At 44.9% G+C, this 21,777-nt stretch carries 18 protein-coding genes; 7 read left to right on the forward strand and 11 right to left on the reverse strand.

Translation table 11 applies throughout. The features are described from left to right. Window positions 1–48 precede the first annotated feature (48 nt). From hutG to hutU, 4 genes are all read right to left on the reverse strand, one after another. Complete coding sequence (gene hutG / locus DFP75_RS12030) at window positions 49–864, reverse strand: N-formylglutamate deformylase (protein ID WP_110575963.1); 816 nt, start codon at window positions 862–864, stop codon at window positions 49–51. Between the two features lie 14 nt (window positions 865–878). Next, window positions 879–2,099: an imidazolonepropionase gene (gene hutI, locus DFP75_RS12035; protein ID WP_110575965.1), complete on the reverse strand. Its 1,221-nt coding sequence runs from the start codon at window positions 2,097–2,099 to the stop codon at window positions 879–881. Window positions 2,100–2,113: 14 nt separating this feature from the next. Next, window positions 2,114–3,652 carry a histidine ammonia-lyase gene (hutH, locus tag DFP75_RS12040; protein WP_110575967.1) on the reverse strand — a complete coding sequence of 513 codons (1,539 nt, stop codon included), beginning with the start codon at window positions 3,650–3,652 and terminating at the stop codon, window positions 2,114–2,116. 253 nt (window positions 3,653–3,905) lie between these two features. Then, window positions 3,906–5,597, reverse strand: coding sequence for a urocanate hydratase (gene hutU / locus DFP75_RS12045; RefSeq protein ID WP_110575969.1), 1,692 nt, complete (start codon window positions 5,595–5,597; stop codon window positions 3,906–3,908). Window positions 5,598–5,899: 302 nt separating this feature from the next. Between hutU and DFP75_RS12050 the strand changes: the two genes are divergently transcribed. Then, window positions 5,900–7,300, forward strand: coding sequence for a formimidoylglutamate deiminase (locus DFP75_RS12050; RefSeq protein WP_110575971.1), 1,401 nt, complete (start codon window positions 5,900–5,902; stop codon window positions 7,298–7,300). Further along, on the forward strand, window positions 7,293–7,874 hold the full coding sequence (locus tag DFP75_RS12055; protein ID WP_110575973.1) for a HutD/Ves family protein: 582 nt from the start codon (window positions 7,293–7,295) through the stop codon (window positions 7,872–7,874). Before DFP75_RS12050 ends, DFP75_RS12055 begins: the two co-directional genes overlap by 8 nt. Here DFP75_RS12055 and hutC read toward each other — a convergent pair. Together hutC and DFP75_RS12065 are read right to left on the reverse strand one after the other, a co-directional pair. Further along, window positions 7,871–8,626 (reverse strand): histidine utilization transcriptional repressor HutC, encoded by a 756-nt coding sequence (gene hutC / locus DFP75_RS12060; RefSeq protein WP_110575975.1) that lies wholly within the window; start codon window positions 8,624–8,626, stop codon window positions 7,871–7,873. The genes DFP75_RS12055 and hutC overlap by 4 nt on opposite strands. A 97-nt stretch (window positions 8,627–8,723) precedes the next feature. Next, complete coding sequence (locus tag DFP75_RS12065; RefSeq protein ID WP_110575977.1) at window positions 8,724–9,383, reverse strand: cytochrome b/b6 domain-containing protein; 660 nt, start codon at window positions 9,381–9,383, stop codon at window positions 8,724–8,726. Window positions 9,384–9,563: 180 nt separating this feature from the next. On the opposite strand from DFP75_RS12065, the gene DFP75_RS12070 reads away from it, so the two are divergent. Then, window positions 9,564–10,595 (forward strand): SRPBCC family protein, encoded by a 1,032-nt coding sequence (locus DFP75_RS12070; protein WP_110575979.1) that lies wholly within the window; start codon window positions 9,564–9,566, stop codon window positions 10,593–10,595. 379 nt (window positions 10,596–10,974) lie between these two features. Next, window positions 10,975–12,264, forward strand: coding sequence for a Xaa-Pro dipeptidase (gene pepQ / locus DFP75_RS12080; RefSeq protein WP_110575983.1), 1,290 nt, complete (start codon window positions 10,975–10,977; stop codon window positions 12,262–12,264). 155 nt (window positions 12,265–12,419) lie between these two features. Here pepQ and DFP75_RS12085 read toward each other — a convergent pair whose 3' ends face one another. Continuing rightward, window positions 12,420–14,273 (reverse strand): bifunctional sugar phosphate isomerase/epimerase/4-hydroxyphenylpyruvate dioxygenase family protein, encoded by a 1,854-nt coding sequence (locus DFP75_RS12085; protein ID WP_110575985.1) that lies wholly within the window; start codon window positions 14,271–14,273, stop codon window positions 12,420–12,422. A 331-nt stretch (window positions 14,274–14,604) separates the two neighbouring features. Here DFP75_RS12085 and pcaQ point away from each other — a divergent pair, with 331 nt between their 5' ends. After that, a complete protein-coding gene (gene pcaQ / locus DFP75_RS12090; RefSeq protein WP_110575987.1) occupies window positions 14,605–15,570 on the forward strand; it encodes a pca operon transcription factor PcaQ in 966 nt (321 codons plus the stop codon). Window positions 15,571–15,669: 99 nt separating this feature from the next. Here the strand turns inward: pcaQ and aroQ are convergent, their stop codons facing one another. The 4 genes from aroQ to DFP75_RS12110 all read right to left on the reverse strand — a co-directional run bounded on the left by aroQ (window position 15,670) and on the right by DFP75_RS12110 (window position 18,895). Next, window positions 15,670–16,122 (reverse strand): type II 3-dehydroquinate dehydratase, encoded by a 453-nt coding sequence (gene aroQ / locus DFP75_RS12095; protein WP_110575989.1) that lies wholly within the window; start codon window positions 16,120–16,122, stop codon window positions 15,670–15,672. Between the two features lie 55 nt (window positions 16,123–16,177). Beyond that, on the reverse strand, window positions 16,178–17,110 hold the full coding sequence (locus tag DFP75_RS12100) for an AEC family transporter (protein ID WP_110575992.1): 933 nt from the start codon (window positions 17,108–17,110) through the stop codon (window positions 16,178–16,180). A gap of 86 nt (window positions 17,111–17,196) precedes the next feature. Beyond that, a complete protein-coding gene (locus DFP75_RS12105) occupies window positions 17,197–17,904 on the reverse strand; it encodes a GntR family transcriptional regulator (RefSeq protein ID WP_110576151.1) in 708 nt (235 codons plus the stop codon). 136 nt (window positions 17,905–18,040) lie between these two features. Continuing rightward, entirely contained in the window at window positions 18,041–18,895 is an 855-nt protein-coding gene (locus DFP75_RS12110; protein ID WP_110575994.1) for a shikimate dehydrogenase family protein, read from the reverse strand. Between the two features lie 526 nt (window positions 18,896–19,421). Here DFP75_RS12110 and DFP75_RS12115 point away from each other — a divergent pair. Together DFP75_RS12115 and DFP75_RS12120 are read left to right on the forward strand one after the other, a co-directional pair. Beyond that, window positions 19,422–20,636 carry a LysR family transcriptional regulator gene (locus DFP75_RS12115; RefSeq protein WP_110575996.1) on the forward strand — a complete coding sequence of 405 codons (1,215 nt, stop codon included), beginning with the start codon at window positions 19,422–19,424 and terminating at the stop codon, window positions 20,634–20,636. Window positions 20,637–20,786: 150 nt separating this feature from the next. Continuing rightward, window positions 20,787–21,734, forward strand: coding sequence for a Gfo/Idh/MocA family oxidoreductase (locus DFP75_RS12120; RefSeq protein ID WP_110575998.1), 948 nt, complete (start codon window positions 20,787–20,789; stop codon window positions 21,732–21,734). Window positions 21,735–21,777: the final 43 nt, after the last annotated feature.

A 21,777-nucleotide genomic window follows, 5' to 3' on the forward strand; every position in this document is an offset into this window, starting at 1 on the left:
ATGCCGTTTTCACAACATAGGGATTCTTAAGCTATAAAACAGCTGAGGCTAAAAACGAATGTGCTGACAAGCCTCAATCACGTCTTTCAGCTGCTGCATAATGTAAGGACGTTTGTTCTCGTCGAGCTGGTATTCCGATTGTTTTGCCAGTTCATCATTAATGTAAGTCGCTTGAGAAAGCTCGAGCTGAATAGCATGAATTCCCTCACTTGGTTGACCGAAATGACGAGTGATATAGCCGCCTTTAAAACGCCCATTGAGTACTTGCGTGTAGTTCGGTCGCAGTATTTGCGTGACGACATTGGCAAGGTCTTCGTGGCATGACTTGCCTTCGTTTGTCCCCCAGTTGAAATCAGGAAGTTTCCCATCGAACAACATCGGCACTTCGGCGGCGATACTGTGTGCGTCGAACAAGATTGCGTAGCCGAATTTGGCTTTGAGTCGAGCGAGTTCTTGCTCAATCGTGCCATGATATGGCGTCCAAATATGCTCTTTACAAAACGCTTTGTGTTCGTCACTTGGCGCTTTGCCTTCCACAAAGACGGGACTGTCTTCAAACAAAATATCAGGGAACAAACCTGTCGTTTTAGTGGTGTAAAGCGGCTTATCATCATAAGGACGATTCAGATCGATGACAAAGCGAGAGTAATTTGCCTTGATACAACCTACTCCCAATGACTCTAAGAAGTCATAAAGCTCAGGTATAAACCAATCCGTATCTGGTAACTTTTTGGCTTGATCGGTCAGTCCTGCTTGTACTTCCGAGGTTAAATTTAACCCTGAGTGCGGCATACTCACCAATAACGGCGAATCTCCTTGGCTAAATTCAAATGCAGGCACAGTTAATGATGCATGCGTGGTCATTATACGATCTCCCCTTAGCTACTTTTACCTTCATAAACCCTTTCTTTTACTAAGTTGCCTCCCAACCAATAGCTTAGCTCGCCAGGACTTTCTACGTCCCAACACACAAAGTCGGCAACTTTTCCAACTTCTAAGCTACCATGAGACGCTTCCATTCCCAATGCTTTTGCAGCGTGAATCGTCGCGCCAGCAAGGGATTCTTCGGGGGTTAGAGCAAATAAGGTGCAAGCCATGTTCATCATCAGTCGAAGCGATAACGCGGGCGAGGTTCCAGGGTTTGCATCCGTAGCTATCGCCATGGGCACACCATATTGGCGCAGCAAGGCGATCGGTGGGCGTTGTGTTTCTTTTAGCGTGAAAAACGCGCCCGGCAATAACACAGCAACCGTGCCCGATTCTGCCATGGCTTTTACGTCTGATTCTTCAATAAATTCAATATGATCCGCTGACAAAGCCTTGAAAGACGATGCCATAGCAGTGCCGCCTAACGAAGACAATTGCTCCGCATGGATTTTCACCGGCAAGCCTAGCGAGTCAGCTGTTTTAAAATAGCGTGCGACCTGTTCCGTGCTAAAGGCAATACCTTCACAGAAGGCATCAACCGCATCCGCTATGCCAAGCTCGGCAACTTTTGGTAAAACGGTGTCACAAAGATAATCAATGTACGCGTCTTTGTCGTCAAATTCTGGCGGCATAGCGTGGGCAGCCAAGCAGGTGCGCTTCACCGTCACGGGAAACTGTTTGCCAATATCCGTCGCCGCATTCAGCATTTTCAGCTCTGATTCGAGGGACAGACCATAACCAGATTTGATTTCAACTGTGGTCACGCCGTCCGCCATTAGACTTTGCAAACGACGCGATGCACTGGCGATTAATTCCGCTTCGCTGGCATCACGAGTTGCCTTAACAGAGGAAGCAATGCCACCTCCCTGCTTGGCAATCTCCTGATAACTTACCCCATTCAATCGTTGTTCGAATTCACCTGCTCGATTACCACCAAACACAAGGTGCGTGTGACAATCGATCAAGCCTGGCGTAATCCAACCGCCCTCTAACTCATGCTCTGTTTGAGCCTCATAGACGGGCAGATCTTGCGCTTCGCCAATCCAAACGATACGCCCGTCGACAACACCCATCGCTGCGTTTTCAATCACGCTATACAAGCCATCTTTCATGGTAGCGATATGAGCACCGCGCCATAAGCTGTCTAACTTCATTGGAGTATCGCTTGTCATAACTTTTCCTTTTCTTAAACCGCTAAACTTGGCAACAAACCTTCTGGCATAACGTCGTTATGCACCGCTTCCAACAACAGCTCATTGGCTTTTTCGATGTCAGTCGCGAAGTAACGGTCTTTATCATAGAAAGGCACACGAGCACGCAGTGTTGCACGAGCATTTTCTAACCGTTTGCTAGACTTCAATGGCGCACGGAAATCCAAACCTTGTACGGCAGATAGAATCTCTACAGCCAAGATACCGCGAGTATTTTCCGCCATGTCTTTCAAACGGCGTGCCGCAAAAGTCGCCATAGAAACGTGATCTTCTTGGTTCGCTGATGTTGGTAAGCTATCAACAGACGCAGGGTGTGCGTAGGTTTTATTCTCGCTCGCCAAGGCCGCTGCCGTTACTTGCGCAATCATGAAACCAGAGTTCACACCACCATTGTCTACTAGAAATGGAGGCAGTTTGCTCAAGTTACTGTCGATCAATAACGCCATACGACGCTCAGACAAACTACCAATTTCGGCAATCGCCAAGGCAAGGTTATCGGCCGCCATAGCAACCGGTTCTGCGTGGAAGTTACCACCAGAAATGATGTCGCCTTCTTCTGCAAACACCAATGGGTTGTCCGATACGGAATTGGCCTCGACACACAGTACTTTTGCTGTGCTACGAATTTGTTCAAGGCATGCGCCCATCACTTGCGGCTGACAACGCAGAGAGTACGGGTCTTGGACTTTCTCACAACCTTGGTGAGAATCGCCTAGCTCTGATGTTTCCCCCAATAGATGACGATACGCTGCTGCAGCATCTATCTGTGTTTGATGACCACGTACTTCATGAATTCGCGCATCAAATGGGCTACGGCTACCAAGCGCCGCTTCCACAGACAAAGAGCCACACACAACAGCAGAAGCGAACAAATCTTCCGCTTCAAATAAACCTTCTAAGGCAAACGCAGTTGATGCTTGCGTACCGTTTAGCAACGCCAAACCTTCTTTAGGCGCTAAAGCAATTGGCTCAAGCCCTGCGATAGACAAAGCCGCTTGGCCAGAGATTACTTCGCCACGATAGCGAGCTTTGCCTTCTCCCAATAGAATCGTACTCATATGCGCCAACGGTGCTAAATCGCCCGATGCGCCTACCGATCCTTTCTTCGGAATGCATGGATACACTTCTTTATTAATCAAAGTCAGCAAAGCTTGAATCACTTCCAGACGAATGCCCGAGAAACCACGAGCCAAGCTGTTTACCTTCAGCGCCATGATCAATTTAACGGTTTTGTCTTCCATTAATTCGCCAATGCCCGCCGCATGAGACAACACAATGCTGCGTTGTAACTCGTCTAAATCTTCTGGCGCGATACGTGTATTCGCCAACAACCCAAAACCAGTGTTAATACCGTATACCGTGCGGTTTTGTGCAATCACATCGTTAACCACTTGTGTGCTGGCGTGAATCGCAGGGAAAGCGCTTTCGTCTAGGGCCAATTTAACGTGACGACGGCTGATTTGACGCAATTCATTCAGCGTCAATTGGCCTGGTTTTATGGTTAATTCAAACATGGTGTTCTCCAGTTTCTAAGCGATGTTCTGCAATATTATTTTAAGTTTTTAGTTATTGATTTAATGAACCACATCGCCCTACGGGGCGAGGTATCGGTGTTTCATAGGACTAACACTAAGTTATGTACATACGTCATTCCCGCGAAGGCGGGAATCAATTACTTATGGTCATCGAAAATAACCCTATTTATACAACACCACTGGTTTCCCGCCTTCGCGGGAATGACAATCGTGGCTATGGTTATGAAACGCCTTATTTTTTACCAGTAATCATTGGCAAGTTAAGCCCCTGCTCTTTCGCGCAATCGATGGCAATATCATAACCTGCATCCGCATGACGCATCACACCGGTCGCTGGATCGTTATGCAACACGCGAGCAATACGCTCAGCCGCATCGTCACTGCCATCACACACAATCACCATGCCTGAATGCTGAGAGAAGCCCATCCCCACACCGCCGCCGTGGTGCAAAGAGACCCAAGTCGCGCCAGAAGCTGTGTTTAACAACGCGTTCAATAGTGGCCAATCCGATACCGCATCAGAGCCATCTTGCATGCCTTCTGTTTCACGGTTTGGGCTGGAGACAGAACCAGAGTCCAAATGGTCACGGCCGATAACAATCGGGGCAGACAACTCACCGCTACGAACCATTTCATTAAAGGCTAGGCCAAGTTTCGCACGTTGACCAAGACCCACCCAACAAATTCGTGCTGGCAAACCTTGGAACTGAATACGTTCACGGGCCATGTCTAACCAGTGATGTAGATGCTCATCATCAGGAATCAATTCTTTTACTTTGGCATCGGTTTTGTAAATATCTTCTGGATCACCAGACAAAGCGGCCCAACGGAAAGGCCCAATACCACGACAGAACAAAGGACGAATGTAAGCAGGGACAAAGCCTGGGAAATCAAACGCATTTTCTACGCCTTCTTCCATCGCCATTTGACGAATGTTGTTACCATAATCAAAGGTTGGAATGCCCATTTTTTGGAAGTCCAACATGGCTTGAACGTGTTTCGCCATGGACTGTTTCGCGGCTTTTACAATGGCCTGAGGTTCTGTCTGAGATTTTGCTCGGTATTCTTCCCAACTCATGCCTAATGGCAAGTAGCCGTTTAATGGATCGTGGGCCGAGGTTTGGTCTGTCACCATGTCTGGGCGAATACCACGTTTTACCATTTCTGGTAGAATTTCGGCCGCGTTACCGCAAAGCGCGATAGACACAGCCTTGCCTTCTGCGGTGTATTTTTTGATACGTGCCATAGCGTCGTCTAGGTCTGTCGCTTGCTCGTCAACATAGCGAGTACGAAGGCGGAAATCAATGCGGCTTTGCTGACATTCGATGTTCAATGAACACGCACCAGCCAAGGTTGCCGCTAAAGGCTGAGCGCCGCCCATGCCACCAAGACCCGCTGTTAATACCCAACGACCCGCTAACTTGCCATCGTAATGCTGACGACCGGCTTCAACGAAAGTTTCGTAAGTACCTTGCACAATGCCTTGGCTACCAATGTAAATCCAAGAGCCCGCTGTCATTTGGCCGTACATTGCCAAACCTTTCGCGTCCAACTCATTAAAGTGTTCCCAGTTGGCCCAATGTGGCACTAGGTTTGAGTTCGCTATCAGTACTCGTGGTGCGTTGCTGTGGGTTTTGAATACGCCTACTGGCTTACCCGATTGCACCAACAAGGTTTCGTCTTCTTCTAGCTCTTTTAGGGATTCAACGATTTTGTCATAACACTCCCAATCACGCGCTGCACGACCGATACCGCCGTAAACCACCAATTCTTCTGGGTTTTCAGCCACATCAGGATCTAGGTTGTTCATCAACATACGCATTGGCGCTTCTGTAAGCCAAGATTTGGCGGTTAATGTCGTTCCTGTTGCGGCTTTCACGACACCAGCGCGGTAACGTTTTTGAGCGAGTGTTTGTTTAGTCATTTTTTCACCTATCAAAGAATGTCTTTTTTATTCTGCTTAAAGGAAGATTTAACGAACATGTATATACAATTAACATTAAGATAAAATCTAATTTTTATAGATGCAAGCCATTTTTTAAAATAGATCGAGTAAAAATCCACATAAATGGGCAAAGCATCACTCATGAAATGAAAAAAACCTTAAGAAACAACCACAAAATACACAGTAGAATTACAAGCTCATAAACTGCTAAAAAACACACTTGTATATACATTATATTTTCTATTACACTCGAATCATCGATATTCATTAGGAAATGACTTGTGACGAGCCAACAATCAACTCATTGCGATAGCATTCAATACTTTTTTGCACAACGCGCTTTGCTTTCATCTGGTTGGGCAAAAGAGGTACTTTTCTCTGTAAAAGATGGCCAGTTTCACTCTTTTAAAACAGACTGTGCACCGACGGCTGAGTGTCACGTTTTATCTGGTCCCGTTTTACCAACCATTGCCAACGTTCACTCTCACGCATTCCAGCGAGTCATGGCAGGCGCAGCAGAAGTCAGTTTGAACCCAAACGATAGTTTTTGGAGTTGGCGCGATTTAATGTACAAAATCGTACAAAAACTCACGCCAGAAGATGCGTACATTATCGCCAAACAACTTTACATAGACATGCTGAAGGCCGGTTACACACAGGTCGGGGAATTTCACTATTTGCATCACGATGCTGGCGGCAAACATTATGGCCAGATCGGAGAAATGGCGAATCAGATCATTTCTGCTGCGAACGAATCAGGAATGGGTTTAACACTGTTGCCTGTGCTGTATTCTCACTCGGGCTTTGGTGGACAAGCACCGAACGCCGGACAAGCGCGCTTCATCAACAGCACAGATTCTTATTTGGCGTTACATCAATCCTGCGATAAAACACTCGCCAATCATCCTATTCATAAATTGGGTATTTGCTTTCACTCGCTGCGCGCAGTGACCAAACCGCAAATAGAAAGGGTATTACAATCTCTTGCCAAAGATTGTCCGGTTCACATTCATATTGCTGAGCAACAAAAAGAAGTGCAAGACAGTCTAGCCTTTAGCGGACAACGTCCAGTGGAATGGCTGCATAATGAAATCGGTTTAGATGCGAGTTGGTGCTTGGTTCACGCTACCCACCTAACTGATGCCGAACGCCAAACCATTGCGAGGAGCCAAGCGGTAGCAGGACTTTGTCCTACTACCGAAGCGAATTTAGGCGATGGTATTTTCCCAGGCGTCGCCTTCGAGCAAGAAAACGGCCGCTGGGGCATCGGCTCGGACAGTCACGTGAGTTTATCGATTGTCGAAGAGTTACGGACGTATGAATACGGACAACGTCTACGGGATCAGCAGCGCAACCGCTTGTATCGTCTCGACCAAACCAGCGTTGGCGACAATCTTTATCAGCAGGCTTTGCTGGGCGGCAACCAAGCCTGCAACGTGTCATTAGGATTAACCAAAGGCAACCGAGCGGACTTTATGGTGCTGGATGAGTCTCATCCTTTTATCGCCGCAAGCGAAGCAAAAGATCTACTCAACCGCTGGTTATTCGCCACCAATGAAAACCTAGTGAAAGACGTTTTTGTCGCTGGCAATCACACCATCCAAAACTTCCACCACCAGCAAGAAGAAAGCAGCCGGCTAGCCTTTACTCAAGTCATTAAAAAGGCCATGTACCATGCCTAATCTCACCATTATCGAACAATCACAATACCAGCGAATGCCATGGAAAAATGGCCTTGGGGAAACCTTAGAAATTCAACGCCATGAAGATGAAATAGGCCTTCGTTTTCGTATCAGCCAAGCCTCTGTCGTGGAAGATGGCGTATTTTCTGATTTCAGCGGACTGCATCGCACTTTGGTCTTGCTGTCTGGCGAAGGCATGAACCTGGAACACAAAAGTGGTAGCAAGCGCCAACTTAATACTCTCAACAAGCCATTGGACATGGCGCGCTTTTCCGGCGGGGATGAAACTCGTGCCACACTGAAAAACGGCAAGATTGAAGACCTGAACATCATGGTGAGAGACACTGACACGCAAGCCATAGTTCAAGCATGCACTGCGCCCCATTCTCTCTCATTTACAAATGACGACACCTTGTTCAGTGGTTTTTACGCCATTGAAGACAGTGTATTGGCAACAGAGAAGACAGACGCCTTGCAGGTCAAAGCACACAGTATGGTGATTGGTACAGAAAGTAGAAACGCCACATTAAAAAATGGCCGTGGCGTGTTTATCAAAATTGACAAGTTGAATTAGCGGCCAAAATGACCAAATAATTGAAAACGAGAACCAGGATGCAATAAACGCGCGGCGGTGACAATGTCATCGCCCGCCCAAGTGCGGCGTTTTATTTGTAGACAAGGTTCTGAGGCTTGAATTTGTAAGCGCTCGCATTCAACCGCATTTGGTAAAATGGCTTCTACCAAGTGCTCACCTTCTGTCATTGGTGCCACGCTCATTAAATATTCATAAGGCGTGTGTTTGGCAAAATCTTGTTTATCGTAATCAGGTGCCAATGTGGCATTCACAATGCGCTCTTCTATTTGAATCGGCAAATCATTTTCAAAGTGCAACACAACAGAACGGAAAATCCCATGATTGGTACGAACTCCCAATGTCATGGCCTCTTCCATGCTCGCTTTAGTCGACTCTAAAACAAGTAGCTCTGAACGATGCTTATGGCCTCGTGCCGCCACTTCTTCCGCAATGTTATGCACTTCAAATAAGGCGGAATGGGCTTTTTTCTCCGCAACAAAAGTTCCCAAGCCTTGATGACGAACCAGAAAACCTTCTGCGGTTAATTCACGCAATGCTCGATTCACCGTCATGCGGCTCACGCCCAATGCCTTTACCACTTCCGATTCAGATGGAATACGTTGGTTTGTCTGCCATTCACCCGATGAGATTTTCAGCGAAATGGCCTGCTTAAGCTTGGCATATATAGGCAAAGGCGCATCAGGTAAATCATCAAATAGATTCGCTAAATTGTGAATTGTTACGTCAGACACTCAAGATTCCAAATAGTCAGAAGATTAAAAAATGATTATATAGCGAGTCGATTATAACAAACAATCAACTTGTCTATACATCTTAAAATATGGGCTATTAAATGGGCATCATCCAAAGTGCCGCTAACCAAGAAAGCCCCATTAATAATGAGAAAATAACACCCCAACGAGGCGTTTTTACTTCAACCGATGCCATCGTTTGATGCTTTTTACGACCGTGCACCATAGCATCAATAAGGCGCTCTTTAAGACATAATTCATGATAAAGCACTGCCAGAACATGTATGGCGACTAAGCCAAGCAAGACGTTAGGCAAGAAATGATGGATAGAGGCCAACTGGCTCGCCAACTCCTCTGAAACCAAAGAATAAAACGGCCCAAACCAAAAGATTTCATCACTCGTAAATAACCCTGTTCCCCACTGAATGGAAAGGGCTAGAAACAACACTACCACCATTAAAGCGCCAACAGGGTTATGACCTAAATACTTTTTAGGTCGACCAGACAACATAGACTTAGCGAAACGAAAAACCGCTTTTGGGCCTTTCACAAACTGACTAAAACGCGCGTAATAAGAACCATAAAAACCATAAAGCACACGAGCAATAATCACCGCAGACAAACCATAGCCCATATAAAAATGGTACTGGACATAATCGCTTTCTGATTTCCCTGTGACAATGAGTCCAGTAAACAAAAGCACTATCAGCCAATGGCTAATTCGCACAGGCCAATCCCATACTAATGTCGACTTCATCTTAACGATCTCCTTATAGCCTCTTAGGTATCACAAAACTTGTTCAAAAAACGCTCTCTTGCAAAATAGTGACATTAAACACTATGCTGTAAAAAGCAAGATTCTGATTGCCTAATGATAAAAATTAGCTGATAAACGCTAAATCGAATGCTGCATACGCACATGAAAAGTGAGGCAAATATGGTTGTCATGTTACTACTGGTTACGTTTTTAAGTGCTCTAATATTTGCGTATCTTATTTTCTTAAAAGGTCGGTTTTTTAGCCGTCAAAATGCGGTTATTGACGCCCCTATCGATATTATTTCAGAAGACCTAAGCGACTTAACCAACTGGCAAAGCTGGTTGCCTTGGCTGCTTTATGAGCCGAAAGCCCACATTGATTATGAATACTTAAATTCGGGTATTCACTCCATATCGCCTTCTTGTTTAGCATGGCAAGGGACGTTGATTAAAGATGGGTATATCACTTTAGAACCGTCACGTTCTGGGGCTCATTACTTTCATACATTATTAGAAGCGCCCGCTTTTTACCCATGCGACGTGCATTTCAATATTGATCTAACCAAACAAAAAGATCGCACTTTAGTGACCATCCAAATCGCCGGAAACTTGCCATTCTTTCAACGCTGGAAACAACGTGCTTTTAATATCCGAGCGGATAAAGACGCGGAATTGGCACTATTAAAAGTCCTGTCATATCTGAGCAAATACAACACGACATCAGACCATGAATACAACGCCCCTACATTCGAATGGTTGGCGCAAACCAAGTTAGATCATATCGATGCCGTCACCCGCCCTTTCGTTGTAAACAATCAGCCAATGTCTCAAAAAATGGACCAAGGATTTCATGATTTAATGACCGAACTGGGCCCAGAAAACCCACCAGCGGGCCCCAGCTTCGCTCTTTATAAGAAAGCAGACATTATCCATCATTATTTTTCGGGCAAGCTTGGCATCCCTATACAGAATTTAGCGCCCTGTGAACTCACTCCCGAGCGAATCATTTTACGCGGCAACTATTTGCACCTACGCTACACAGGGTGTTATCAGAACTTGTCCCTAGCTTGGCACGTGCTCTATACCTTTATGCGCTTAAACAACATACGTGTGAATCGCCGACGCTATGGTGTGGAATTTTTCGAAGTCGGGCCATTACAAACGCATATCACCAAAGATTACGTAACCTGCGTGTATTTGCCGATCAAATAATTGGCTTAATAGACATTTTATGGGACAGTCTTTATTTTCTCCTTTGGACCATAAGGAAACACAACCGTGACAAAACTTTATCCATTGATCGATAGCCTGGTACGCATCCTTCTAACCATCGTATTTTTCTATATTTTTAAGCTTTTCTGGCATACAGAAAACGACTTATTGTTGGCCTTCATTTCCGTACTTTGTGGGTTCGTGACTTTTCGTATTTTAATGTTTGCGTTCAATAAAGTGACAACAAAAAAGTAATGTCAAAACACGCCATTTTTAGCGTATCCTAACGAACATCATTCCCCCTGAATACGACATAACGCAGGCTAAAAGGACACAAGCCTGCGTTCGATCTAACACTACTGATATACATGAGTTTTCTATGACGACAGCCTACCAAGAACACCTTAGCGTTCTTTCACATCGCTACGAAGCCGCTATGGCGCACTTCGACTTAGACGCCATTGTTTTAGCTTCAGGGGAAAAAAGTTATTACTTTCAGGATGACCACACTCACCCTTTTCATGCCTATTCTGGCGCTCAACAGTGGCTACCTTTTACCCTAGGCGCAGAAACCTATGTGGTGCTAAAAACAGGCGAAAAACCAACGTTAGTTTGGCCTATTCGTGACGATTTCTGGCACGCTCCCAACCCTGTTCCTAGTGGGGATTGGCAACAGAACTGGAACATTATTACCGCCAGAAAAACAGACAAATGGTTTGCAAACTTACCAAAACAAACAGCATGGCTTGGCCCTCAAGCCATGTCATTCGCTGTTGCTTGTGAAGGCTTAAAAGCCTATGTAGATTTCGATAAAGCAGTAAAAACAGACTTCGAAATCCAAGCCATGCGCCAAGCTAGTACTCGCGGCGCAGCTGGTCATATCGCGGCGAAAGAAGCTTTCTTAGCGGGCATGAGCGAGCTAGAGATCCATTTAGCCTTTTTAAAAGCCAGCCAACAAACTGCCACACAAGAGCCTTACCCAGGAATCGTCGGTTTAAACGAGCACGCTGCCGTTCTGCACTATGAGCATAAATCCATCGAGAAACTTTCTGACTCTCGCACATTACTAATTGACGCTGGTGCCAACCAACACGGGTACGCAAGTGACATTACTCGCACTTTTACTCGTCATGATGATGACTTTAACGCTTTGATCAATGATCTAGATACAATGGAGCAAAAGCTTTGCCGCAGCGCCATGTCTGGCGTTGCTTTTAAAGATTTGCATCAAGACACCCTCGCAGGCGTTGCGACATTATTGAGTGAGCATAAAATCTGCTCTTTAAGTGTTGAAGAACAATTAGCCAAGCGCATCCCACAAGTCTTCTTTCCTCATGGTTTAGGGCATTTACTAGGCTTACAAGTTCATGATGTTGGCGGACATCAAGCAGATAAGATGGACACTATGAGCATGCCTGACGAGCACGCTCCCTTTTTACGTCTTACCAGAACACTAGAAAAAAACATGGTGATCACCATAGAACCGGGACTGTACTTTATTCCGATGCTACTGGATAAAATGCAAGCTGAAATCCCTAATCATGGTTGTGACATGACGCGCATCCAACACTTCATGCCTTATGGCGGCATTCGCATCGAAGACAACGTAGTAGTGAAAAATGACCAGCCCGAGAACCTCACTCGAATCGCTTTTGAAAACGCGCTATAAAAAGCTAAAACAAGGCTATTCGTTACCAAAGCGAAAAGCCTGACAGCAGTACTATTTTTAGCATAAAAAAAACCGGAGGAAGTTAACTTCCTCCGGCATAGTTTCCTCACAAAAGGATACGCCTAAAATACATCATTCCCCGCAATGACAATGATTTATTTTTTCTCTTGGCGCGCCTGTGAGGCAAGACGGACAAATGCATTCGCTTCGCCATAACGACTGTAATCACCAACTCGTTGTACCACTTCAAAAAAGACGCCATGCACTTCCTCTGTATAGAAATGGAAGAATTCACCTTCGTCATTTTGGTCATACATGATGTTGTGTGACTGCAGTTTCTTAATCATCTCTGAAGACAAGCCAAAACGCGCTTCAATATCACGATAATAGTTCTGTGGGATTGGCAGCTGTTTTTCGCTATCAATGTTTTTTGCCGCAGCAAAAATATCATCACAAGCGAACGCAATTTGATGCACACCAGAGCCTTTGGATTTTTGGATAAAACGCTGTGCTGAAGCATCACGAGCATTGGTCATGTTCAATGGAATACGCACACGTTTGTCTTTGCTCAGTGCGGTACGACTTACCACTAACCCGTGAATATCGGGCAAATCTTGGCTGGCATCGATATCGAAACCAAACACGGATTTATAGAAGAAAGACGCCGACAAAAAGTCAGTATTGGAAACGGTTTGGCCGATGTGATCAAAGCGAGTTAAGCCCACGCCTGTTTCACCTTGAATGCCTTGAATGGGTTTAAAGTCCACCTCAAAAAAACGTACCGCAGCGTCTGCAGAAACAAGATACACCAAGCTATCACCAATACCTCGAAGCGCTGGGATGTTTAATTCCCCAGGACCGGCTTGGTTTTCAAAACGCTCTACTCGATAACGCTCAGCCAGTGACAAGGTCGCTTTAACATCTTCAGAAGCAAACGCCATTGCACAAACTGACACACCATGTTTTTGATAATGCTCGTGGGCTTGGCTTTTCGGTTCGCGGTTTAAAATCAGATTAATATTTCCTTGGCGCATCAAGCTAACGTTTTTAGAACGGTGTTTATGGGTTTCATGAAAACCTAACTGGGCCAAAGTATTGGTTAACGCTTCTCCGCTCTCGCCTTCAATGGCAAACTCAATAAACTCAACATCGCTCACTTGTGGCGCTTCAATTGGAGCCGTTTTCTCTTCACGTTTGCTCACCGTTTGATCATCAAGCCAAATCAATGAACGCATGCCATCAATGGCTTTTTCTAAAGGAGAAGATGAACGAAATTCGTCGTTGAAGATTTCATGAGACAAATAGTCATCAAAGCCCTTATCTTTCAGAACTTGTAAAAACTCGACCACTGGCATGTCGCCTTGGCCAGGGAAGCAACGGAAATGTCGGCTGTATTGCAACACGTCCATTTGTAGACTTGGCGCATCAGCGACTTGCACAAGGGCAATCTTGTTTAGCGGAATGTCATCACGTAACACATCTAAGGTGTTGCCACGGGAAAACATGTGGAAGGTATCTAAAATTATCCCCAAGTTCGGATGATCAACACGTTTAACCAAATCCCATGCGTCATGGTAATCAGCAATATGGTAACCCCAAGCAAGGGCTTCATAACCCAGCATGATGCCTTCTTTCTTGGCTATTTCAGCAAGAGCAAATAAGTCCGCCGCGCAAACGTCACGATCTGCAGAAGAGTAAGGCTGAACATTACTGCAAAACAACAAACGATTGGTACCCAATTCATGGGCAACATCGATTTTGTGCTGCAGCATCTTTGCCTTTTGAGAGCGCATTGGCTCAGGCATACCTTCCATATCACGGAATGGTTGCAAAGCAATAATTTCCAAGCCTAGATCTTGCGCCATACGACGTACATCCTTTGGCGTACCATCGAACTGAGTTAAGTCATTTTCGAAGATTTCCACGCCTTGGAAACCGGCTTTTGCCGCCGCTTCGAATTTCTCTCTCAGCGTGCCAGATATGGTTACGGTTGCGAGTGCTGTTTTCATTCTTACGCCCTGACTGTCTACATTTCATAACGAAAACGATATATGAGAAACAAACCTGTTTTTTGCTTCTATATTTACTAATATTGATGCTAGCACAAGATTTTGAGATTGAACGTCATCTTAAGAATGAAATAAAGCGCCAAAAATATATCGAAAAAGGAATACATAGCATCTTTCCAAAAACGTGACATAGGAGTGTAATATAGGAAAATCATTCCCTTATTAGCGCTTGTAACGAGCCTAATTCCTTAGTGTTTCTTACTTAGTCGCTGACTACCTAATAACCAATTAGCAGCGACTGAAACCATGCGTGTACGATGGGAGACTTTTTATGTTAGAAAACCGTATTAAATATCGCCACCTTCAATGCTTTTTAGAAGTCACTCGCCAAGGCAGCGTTGTTCGCGCCGCAGATGTCTTGGCGCTCACCCAGCCCGCCGTATCAAAAAAACTCAAAGAACTAGAAGACATTTTGGGTGTCAGGCTCTTAGAGCGCAGTAAAAAAGGCGTTGAACTCACACCGTTCGGCAATGTGTTCCTAGAGCATGCCAGTACCAGTGTCGCCGCATTACGAGAAGGCACCGAACGTGTCGCCCAAGCGCAACAAAAAGGCATCAGCCGTATTAGTATTGGTGTGTTACCGACCGTCGCGACCAGTATTTTGCCAGAATCCGTGAAGCGCTTTCGTACTGGGGGAATTGATGTTCGTCTGCATTTAGTCTCTGGTCCAAACGCCTTGTTAATGAGCCAGTTACGCGTTGGTGAATTAGATTTAGTGGTTGGCCGCTTAGGGGTTCCGGAAGCCATGTCTGGCTTGTCATTTCAGCATTTATACTCTGAACAAGTCACTTTTACCGTTCGCCCAAACCACCCATTGCTAACAAAAGAAAACTTCCAAATCAGCGATATCGCTGATTACACTGTGCTCTACCCACCAAAAGGTTCTATAACAGCTCCCTATGTAGATCGCTTCCTATTGTCACAAGGCGTTGGGACGCTAACGGACAGAATTGACACCGTTTCGGACTCGTTTGGTAAGGAGTTTATTCGTAACAACGACGCAGTGTGGATCATTTCCCGCGGCGTAGTCGCGCGAGAAATTTCGGATGGCGAATTGGATGAATTGCCTGTCGACACAAAAGAAACATTAGGAGCGGTTGGCTTAACAACACGAGCGGATTCGGTTCCGTCTATGGCCCTTAAACTCTTTATGAATGCGATTCGAGATACGGCACAAACGTTAGACAGCTATTACAAACCCATTGATCATCACCATAAAGATGGCCCAGCCATTTGATGAACAATAAGTAATCGCTGCAATAGGAAAGAAAATTAATGTCTTTTGCTTTGCCGCTCCCATCCTAGAGACAAGGAGCAGCATTACATTCACAAAACGCTAAGCTTTAAGTTTATGCACTAACCCTTGAATCCCCAACACATAACCTTTCACGCCCATACCAACGACGATTCCGGCCGCGGCAGGCGAGATATAAGAGTGGTGACGGAAAGCTTCGCGAGCATGAACGTTAGAAATATGAACTTCAATAACAGGCACATCAGCGCCTTTTATCGCATCGTGCAGCGCAACAGATGTGTGAGTATAAGCACCTGGATTGAATACCACGCCCAAGACTTCACCCACTTTAATACGGCGACCCGCCTCATGAATAAGATCGATCAATACGCCTTCATGGTTAGATTGATGGCATTCCACTTCATGACCTAATGACAAAGCGGCTTCGCGACACATAACTTCCACATCAGCGAGCGTCTCATAGCCGTAGGTTGCAGGCTCACGCGTGCCCAGCAAGTTTAAATTTGGGCCATTTAATACCATGATGGTAGACATATTACTTTCTCCTATAAATCAGCATAAATATTCAATCCACTGTATAGCCAAACATTCACACAAAGAAGCGTAACAAGACACTCAAAGTAAAAAATGACAATACGGTGGTGATCAACAAGGTACTGGCGCAAAAACTGCGCGCGCCATATTCTCCACAAACAATTGGATAAGAACTAAACATGGATACCGAAGCAAATATAACCAATGCCGCTTTTAAGTCGTTGGGCATACTAGGTGTAAGGAACAAGAACAAGGTGACAATCACAGGAAACAGAATCAACTTGCCAATCGCCACTAATAATATCGGAGTCCATTGACCCTTAATCGATACGCCGACCAAAGACCCACCAATAACAATCAAAGCCACCGAGGAAGCCGCCGATGCCAATAAATCAAAACCTTTACCGACAAAGCTCGGCAAACTAAACCCAAATACAGAAAACACCAGACCTGCGCCCAAAGCGATTAATAGCGGATTCGTCGAGATACGCTTTAAAACGACCATAAATAGGTTTTTCCCATTACTCTCGCTCTTCCCCTGCATAGTCTCGATAAAAATGAGGCAAACCGGCAATAAGATAATATTTTCGACCATCAACGACATGACAAAGGCCTGAGTCAATGAATCATCAAAGAACTGCAATAGGATAGGAAAACCAATAAAGGCGCTGTTTGACATAGTCGCCCCAACGCCTCGCACACCAGCCTCTACCAATCCACTTTGCAGTAATCGCCAACTCAGCAACACAATAATAAAAAAGGTCGCTAAACCGCTCGCAGCGTACACAGCAAGATAGTCAAAATGCAGAACTTCGTTGAGCTCCATGCTGGAGAGCTTTATAAAAATCAATGCTGGCAAAGCAAGATATAAGATAAAACGACTTAATCCAGGTATCGCCGCTTGCGGCAAAAAAGCGTATCGAACACTTAGAAAACCAATGAGGATGATAAAAAATATTGGAGCTATGATGCTGATTACGGCTTCCATGCAATAATCACCTCGTGATTACACACAGCAGCCTGACATAGGATCTTTGTGTTTTTCATTCGTTACAATATCCTCGCGGATGAATATTAGGCGATGGCTTTCGACTTCATGTCTAATGGCACTTTCTCAGCATCAGGTAAAAACAACCCTTTTTGAATATGCGAATCCAAAATGGACAGTACTAACTCTGTTTCATCATCAAGAAGGTGTTTTAGTAATTGCTGATGTTCTTCCATTGAGGCTTGACCACGAAATGGACGACGATTTAAGGCAAGAACCTGATAACGCATATAAAGTTCAATGACCGAAGCGTGATAGCGAATTAACTGCTGAGAACCGCAATGGGACACCATAGTAACGTGAAAATCTCGGTCGGCTTTTTCCCATGCTTCAACATGACTTGCCTCATCTTCCATCATCTGTTTTTCAACGCAGTTCAAGCGAAACTGTGCACTGATCAACGCCGATTTCCATTCCATTTGACCCGTTTTATTTTCCATGGATTTACGTACAGCCGACAGCTCTAACATCTGTCTCAGCTCTAATAATTCATGCAAATCAGCCGTTGATACAGGTTTTACAGTAAACCCTTTTTGATCAACGAATAGCACAAAACCATCGGATACAAGACGCATCAAGGTTTCACGTAAGGTATTCACACTAGCACTATAACGGATTCGTAAAGCGTTTAATTTAAGCTTTTCGCCAGGCAAAAGCTTTCCCGTCACAATATCTGAACGCAACTGTTCATAAACAGATTGCCCAACCAATTTACGGTCATCGGAGTTAATCATAGAAAATTCAAAGGGCCTTTCTTTTTCTTTTAAGACATCTGTACTATAACACGAGCAAAGGCATTCTAATGTATAGGCAAACAGAAAGACGCCATCTGACGTCTTTTTTGTCATGTATTCTATTGGTTAATAAACTCTAGATGAGCGAACTCACAACATCGTATTTCTCACGAAATTGATCCCAAACAGGTTTCACATCAGTGATTTCTTGACCGGTAAAAATTTCAAAGGCATCAATGCCTTGATAAAAAAATAAGTCAAAGCCAGATACTATTTGCAAACCTTTTTTATTAGCCTCTATCAAAAACTCAGTATCCATTGGCGTATAAACCGCATCAAACGCCCATTTTTGACCTTTAATTAGCTCTGCCGCTAATGGCATGCCAGGCGTTTTCAAGTGCCCAACAGGCGTGCAGTTAACCAAGCCATCAGCTTCTGCTGCGGAGGAAGCAACGTCCTCTTTCGCAACAACGCGCGCTTTATAGCCCGCCTCATTAATAGCATCGACCAAAGACTGTGCGCTGCGTTCGCTTAAATCGGTGACCAATACTTCTGTTGCGCCCACTTCAAACAAGGCAAAACCGATCGCTCGACCCACGCCACCAGCACCAATCATTAACACCTTACCTGCTGGCAAATCTCCCACACGGCCTTTATAGCCGCGAATAAACCCAGTGTAATCGGTGTTGAATGCACAAACTTTGCCGTCTTTTAGCAATAAGGTATTACTGGCACCGACTTTTTTTACGGCGTCATTAACTTCGTCTGCACTGTCGATAGCGATTTGCTTATAGGGAAACGTTACATTCGTACCGACAAAACCTAAAGCACGAATTTCAGCAAGCTTAGCGTTAAAGGATTCGGCGGTATCGTCTTCAGGCACTTGTAACTGGTAATCCACTGGCAACTTATTCAGTTCGCCCAACATCATGTGTAAAGAAGGAGATCGAGAAGCAGCAATAGCCTGACCAATTAGACCTAAATGTAACATTGTGATTGCCTCCTACGTATTCCCAAAAAGAATGTAATAATGTTATTGCTTGAGTCCTAAAGGGAATAAAAAAACGCTCCCTTTACTAAAGTAGAGGAAGCGTATACCAAAACTCATGATTTGTTGTATGACAATTTGGCATGTATTTTAATTGGAAAAATTATATCAGCATAGATTCTTTTTATAGTGCCTCTGTTGTAGCCAACAATTGTAACCAGCACCTGTGTTTGAAATCGGCAAATGATAACTAAGATGCAGCTCAGTTAACGTGCTCTGTAATGCACCACGCATAGCCAGACTCAACACCTTTAAAGCCATTTTCCTTTCAAGCCAAAACAGATAACTTGGTCATAGACTCTCATTCATAACCCTTTTTCCATTTAAAAAATAGAACGTATGAATTTTGGCAATTTTCTAATAAGAGGACTATTTTAGGCTAATACATTATAAAGTGAGCATTTCCCCCTTCTTTATAATTTATTTGCCATTCATTTTTGATATAGTTAGGAGAACATAAGGAGGTCATATGGAAATAGCGATACCAAACTTGCGACATCTGCGCGTATTTCTTGCCGTGGCTGAACTCAAAAGCATTACACGTGCTTCTGAGCATATCTTTCTTTCTCAACCTGCCATCACTCAAGCCATTGCGAAACTTGAAGCCTTATTGGGCTCACCTTTGTTTGAGAGACATTCAGATGGCATGTATCCCACAACGGCCGGCGAAGTTTGGCAAAAACGTGTTGGTCGTGCGATTGAGCACATCCAACGTGCGACACAAGAGATTGTCAAAGACAGTTCTCCAAAAGAGCGTGCCCCCAAGAACTTAATCGCTTTAATCAGCACGACCCAATTAAGAGCTTTAATTGCCGTAAGCGAAGCACAAAACTTTAGCATTGCTAGCCGGAATTTGGCCGTTTCTCAATCATCAGTCCATCGTGCAGCCAGAGACTTAGAAAGACTGCTGGGTGTGGTGTTATTTGAAAAAAACAGCCTTGGCACCAGCGCAACGAAAGCAGCGCAGACCTTATCCAAAGCGACCAAACTGGCCTTTAGTGAATTACGCCAAGGCATATATGAGATCAACGCCTTACAAAGCAAAGATGTCAGCATGATAACGGTTGGAAGCATGCCTCTTGCACGTATGACCATTCTGCCTAAATCCATATTGCAATTTAACGAAAGCCACCCCGACGTAAACATCAATGTGACAGAAGGCCCGTACGCTGATTTGCTTCATCACTTACGTCAAGGCGACATAGATATTATATTGGGCGCCCTGCGTCATCCGGCGCCAGCTGATGATGTTGTACAAGAAGAATTATGGTCGCCGCCGTTGTCTGTGGTTGCACGTAACGGCCATCCCTTAATGGACAAAGACACTATCAGCGCACAAGATCTCGCCGAGTATGCTTGGGTCGTTCCCGCCAAAGGCACACCAACTCGACAAGCTTTTGAAGACATTTTCCACGATGCTGGTGTCGCTCTGCCCAAAAGACTGGTTGAGTCCAGCTCACAAATACTGATTCGTGAACTGCTGATCGAAAGTGACCGCCTAACGTTAATCTCTGCTCACCAAGTAGAGCGAGAAATTAATATTAAATTGCTCGATGTTATTAACTTTCCGCTGGAACACACTCGCCGTCCTATTGGTCTTTGTGTACGTAAAAGCTGGCTTCCAACCGTTACTCAGTCTCACTTTTTAAGCTTGCTGAGAGAGATTTCCGAACATTTTAGATAGCGTAAAAAAAACGCTATTGCAAAAATTGAATAGCTAATGCGGTTTATTGATTATCCCCATTGAGTAGCGAATGATAGATTTGTGAATAACATAAGGCTCGGGCAAGTTCACGCCCTAACAATAAACACTCGCACTTTTAGGAGTAGACTAATGAGAATTTGTATCGCTGGCGCATCTGGCGCTTTCGGCATGAAACACATGGACGCCATTGCGGCGATCGAAGGTGCAGAAGTCGTTTCTGTTGTTGGCACAAAAATCGATGCGATTAAAGCCTTTGCGCAAGAACGCGGCGTACCTCACTACACCACAGACCTAGCCGAGAGTTTGGCTCGTGACGACGTGGACGCTGTTATTCTAGCGACTCCAACACAAATGCACGCCGCACAAACGATTCAATGCCTTGAAGCAGGCAAACACGTAATGTCTGAAATTCCAATGGCAGACAACATTGAAGACGCCCGCAAAGTAGTAGAAGTTCAGAAAAAAACGGGCTTAGTTGCTATGGCTGGCCACACACGCCGTTTCAACCCTTCTCATCAATGGATCCATAATAAAATCATGGCGGGTGAGTTAAAGGTTCAACAAATGGATGTGCAAACTTACTTTTTCCGTCGCTCTAACAAAAATGCACTTGGTAAAGCCCGCTCTTGGACAGACCACCTACTATGGCACCATGCTTGCCACACAGTAGATTTGTTCCAATACCAAACTGGCGAAACCGCCAGTCAAGTACAAGCTCTTCAAGGCCCAATCCACCCTGAACTTGGCATTGCCATGGACATGAGTATTGGTATGAAAGTGCCTAACGGTGCGATTTGTACTTTATCCTTGTCATTCAACAACGACGGTCCATTCGGGACTTTCTTCCGTTATATCTGTGACAATGGCACTTATATCGCACGCTATGATGATCTGTTTGATGGCAGCGAAAACAAAATTGACCTATCTGGTGTCGCCGTTTCAAATAATGGTATCGAGCTGCAAGACCGCGAGTTCATTTCTGCCATTCAAGAAGGCCGTGCACCCAATGCTTGCGTTACTCAAGCCATTGATGCAATGGAAACACTGCATCGTTTAGAAGAATGCCTAGAAGCCTAAGTCGCAATACTTTAAAGTGATTCAACAACACTCAAATGGGGAG

This window comes from Marinomonas alcarazii (assembly GCF_003208215.1).
GTDB lineage: Bacteria > Pseudomonadota > Gammaproteobacteria > Pseudomonadales > Marinomonadaceae > Marinomonas > Marinomonas alcarazii.